Source organism: Emticicia sp. (assembly GCF_049241225.1).
Classification (GTDB): Bacteria; Bacteroidota; Bacteroidia; order Cytophagales; family Spirosomataceae; genus Emticicia.
This window is the reverse complement of the sequence record NZ_JBMLRC010000168.1, coordinates 1-3267: the sequence shown is the minus strand read 5'-3', so window position 1 is coordinate 3267 and position 3267 is coordinate 1. Positions and strand designations below refer to the sequence as shown.

General features: G+C 31.4%; 4 protein-coding genes. All 4 read left to right on the top strand.

The genetic code is table 11. The features are described 5' to 3' along the window. The first annotated feature begins 158 nt into the window (after positions 1-158). The 4 genes from ACOVO2_RS09570 to ACOVO2_RS09555 all read left to right on the top strand — a co-directional run bounded on the left by ACOVO2_RS09570 (position 159) and on the right by ACOVO2_RS09555 (position 3162). Positions 159-1835 (top strand): AAA family ATPase, encoded by a 1677-nt coding sequence (locus ACOVO2_RS09570; RefSeq protein ID WP_421769746.1) that lies wholly within the window; start codon positions 159-161, stop codon positions 1833-1835. Beyond that, on the top strand, positions 1832-2401 hold the full coding sequence (locus tag ACOVO2_RS09565) for a hypothetical protein (protein ID WP_421769745.1): 570 nt from the start codon (positions 1832-1834) through the stop codon (positions 2399-2401). Before ACOVO2_RS09570 ends, ACOVO2_RS09565 begins: the two co-directional genes overlap by 4 nt. Positions 2402-2656: 255 nt before the next feature. Further along, a complete protein-coding gene (locus ACOVO2_RS09560) occupies positions 2657-2872 on the top strand; it encodes a hypothetical protein (protein ID WP_421769744.1) in 216 nt (71 codons plus the stop codon). Beyond that, on the top strand, positions 2872-3162 hold the full coding sequence (locus ACOVO2_RS09555) for a type II toxin-antitoxin system RelE/ParE family toxin (protein WP_421769743.1): 291 nt from the start codon (positions 2872-2874) through the stop codon (positions 3160-3162). The genes ACOVO2_RS09560 and ACOVO2_RS09555 overlap by 1 nt, the downstream gene beginning before the upstream one ends. The last annotated feature ends 105 nt before the right edge of the window (positions 3163-3267 follow it).

Genomic DNA, 3267 nt, shown 5'->3' with positions numbered 1-3267 from the left:
TCAATGATTTGGGTGGTATGAGAAAGAAACTCAAAATCGACGAAAAAATGCCGAGCAAGGAAGAAGTGGAGGCTTGGGTGAAGTAAAATATTGAAAGGCAGAGTTTACAAACTCTGCCTTTTTTGTTTAATTTTGGTTTTATATTTTATTTCAATCAGATGACACAAGCAGAAGAATTAAGGCTTCATAATTTATTTATCAAGTTTAAAAATGAGGGAAAAACTTTATCTAAGATTAAAGATGAGCTTGGCATTGATGATACTTTGTTGAGAGAATGGAATAAAAACCTTACAGAAGCAAAAAAGCAAGATTTGGAATTACCTGAGCAGATAAAAAGTATAATTTCAGGAGTTAATGAAGATGGTCAATATCTGTACAATAACACTTTTTCATTTACGATAAGTAATCTTGAAAAAGTGAAGCTTGATTTACAAAGAATTATTCAAATTGAGATGGACTCTGACTTTGCTATTAGCCAAAGAGAGAAAGCTAAAAAATTCCTTCCTGTTTTTGAAAAATACTTTGATTCAATCACATCTATAAAAATTAATGAAGACGACTTTAATGTTGAATATAAGCTAAATACTGATGCAGAAGAAGTTAAGTTAATTGTAAATGAAGCAATAATGTTTTATGGTGAGTTTTATTACGGTGAACAAAAATACAGAGAACGTATTGTTATAAAAGATATTACTAAAGATACATACACAAAAGCTAAAAATATTCTTCCCTATACTTTAAAATCTTTAAAAATTCATAACTTTAATGGTATAACTCAGCAAATAGGCTTTGAACAGCTACCTATTGATACCCAATGGATATTTCTAATTGGAGAAAATGGTTTTGGGAAAACTACTTTATTACAAGCAATCGCAATAGGATTATTTGGAGAAAAGGATGAGGATAAAACTTTAGTAAGAAGTGGTTTCAATGGTGCGAAAATTGGAGTAGAGTTTTTTTATCAAAGCAAAAGTATAATTCACAATATTGGCGTAAATTTTAATTCTTTCCCATACCTTGCCTGCTACGGCCCTTCGAGATTACAAATTCAAACTGACCAAGCTCAAAATGATATAGCCAAGAAAAGTACAACTACATATAGCCTTTTTAATTCTGATGGAATTTTACTAAATATTGAATTTGAATTGTTGATTTGGTTTTTAGAAAAGAATGAAAAATTTGAAAAAGTAAAATCAGTATTTCTAAAACTTATCCCATATCTATCTGATATACAAGTTGATGTGCCAAATCGCAAGATTTTATACATCGAAAAAGAACCAACTGAAGATGGTGATACTTATAATCCCGTAACCTTTGAGCAATTAGCTTCGGGTTTTCGTAGTCTGATTTTGATGGTTGGCGATATGATTATTCGTTTATTCAAATCTCAACCAACAATTAACGAGCCTTCGGAATTAGCAGGTATCGTTATTATTGATGAACTGGATTTACATTGGCATCCAAAATTACAGCGAGAATTACCCAAATTATTGTCTTCTATCTTTCCAAAAGTACAATTTATTGCTTCTACGCATAGTCTTGTACCACTATTAGGAGCACCCGAGAACTCAGTCTTTTTACAAGTAAATCGAACAAAAGAAGCCGGAATTACGGTCGAGCGTATCACCGAAGATATTGGGGCTTTTTCAGCAGATAAGTTATTACGAGATGTTTTTGACCTTGATAATAAATATATGAGTGATGAAAAAATCAAGGCATGGGAGCGTTATTTAGAATTAAAGAAGTTGATTCGTTTTGAAGAAAATGGAGGTAAAAAGGAAACTTATTTAAATGAATACGAAACTCTCGGAGATAAATACAACTTTTCGGTATGAAGCGGCAAGTAAAAAAAGATGATTCTGAAATTATGGTCAATAGTTGGGAGTATCCTAAGCACACAACAGAGATTCAAAAAGTATTATTTGCAGAACAGCATTCAAGATGTGCTTACACTGAAACCTATTTTGGTAGAACTGATAAAAGAGAAATTGAACATTTTAATCCCGAATTAAAAGATACAAGTCAAGATGGCTATCATAACTGGTTTTTGGTAAAAGGGCAATGGAATAACGAAAAAGGTAGTATTCCACGGTGGAAAAAACATCAACCTTTATTGCTACCAACAGATGATGATTTTGAGAAAAGGATTGTTTATTTTGATGGTGACTATTTATGTAATCCAACAGATACAGAGGCTGAGAATCTCATAAAATTCTTGAAACTTGATGATGAAGAATTGGCAAAAGAACGAAAATTATATATTGCTCGAAGAAAAGAAGCAATAAAAAATCGCAATCTTGATGCCCTGACCTATTTCAATGAAAAGTTGGAAAAAGAACCTAATTCGGTTTATTTTATTAGGGCAATTGAAGAAGAGTTTGGAATACAGTTAAACTTGTAGTTAATGATATGTAAAAAAAACGAAGTTTTAATATTTTGTTTTATCAAACTCCCATCTACATACGTCTCACTTTCCGCAACTTAACAAATATTTTACAACGCTATTTACAGAAAAAATAAAAACTTTTGGCTATCTTGCTTATAAGCTATGTGACCACTAAGCTTCAAAAGTTTTTACAGCTAGGAAAAAGCTGATTACAATATAGACAAATCTTTAAAAATGGGAGCCGACATCCAATCTCGAAAAATGCTTTTTATGCAAGAATATCTTAGACTCAACGATGAACAAATCATTGATAAGTTAAGCGATTTATTGCATAAAGAGAAATCTAAAAAATTAAAGGTTAAATTGAAGCCTATCACTCAAGATGAGTTGGAAGCTAAATTAAGTCGTTCGGAGAAAAATATTGAAAATGGCGAAATTTACAGCCAAAGTGAGGTGGAAAATTTCTTCAAAAATAGATTTCAATAATGCCAAAACATAGCGTAATTTGGACCAATGAAGCTTTTGATGATTTACTTCTGATAGAAGATTTTATAGGTTTTAATAAAGCACAGAAAACCATTGATAAAATAATTGCTCGTGTACGTCAATTAGAAGATTTTCCATTATCAGGGAGAATTCAACCAACGCAAACAAAACAAGAATATCGTTTTTTGGTTGAGGGAAATTATAAAATCATCTATTCATATAGAACGGGTAAAGTTTATATCAATACCATTTTTGATACTCGACAAGACCCAGATAAATTGAAGGTGTAAAATCAATATACTGAAAAGCGTGGTAAAAGTGCCACGCTTCTTCTTTACACTCCCAACCCCACCCATATACGTCTCACTTTCAGCAACTTAACAAATATTTTACAA

What these genes read in the sequence shown, in the direction of transcription:
- ACOVO2_RS09570 (WP_421769746.1), top strand. Translation starts at nt 159, where the DNA reads ATGACACAAGCAGAAGAATTAAGGCTTCATAATTTATTTATCAAGTTT.
- ACOVO2_RS09565 (WP_421769745.1), top strand. Translation starts at nt 1,832, where the DNA reads ATGAAGCGGCAAGTAAAAAAAGATGATTCTGAAATTATGGTCAATAGT.
- ACOVO2_RS09560 (WP_421769744.1), top strand. Translation starts at nt 2,657, where the DNA reads ATGCAAGAATATCTTAGACTCAACGATGAACAAATCATTGATAAGTTA.
- ACOVO2_RS09555 (WP_421769743.1), top strand. Translation starts at nt 2,872, where the DNA reads ATGCCAAAACATAGCGTAATTTGGACCAATGAAGCTTTTGATGATTTA.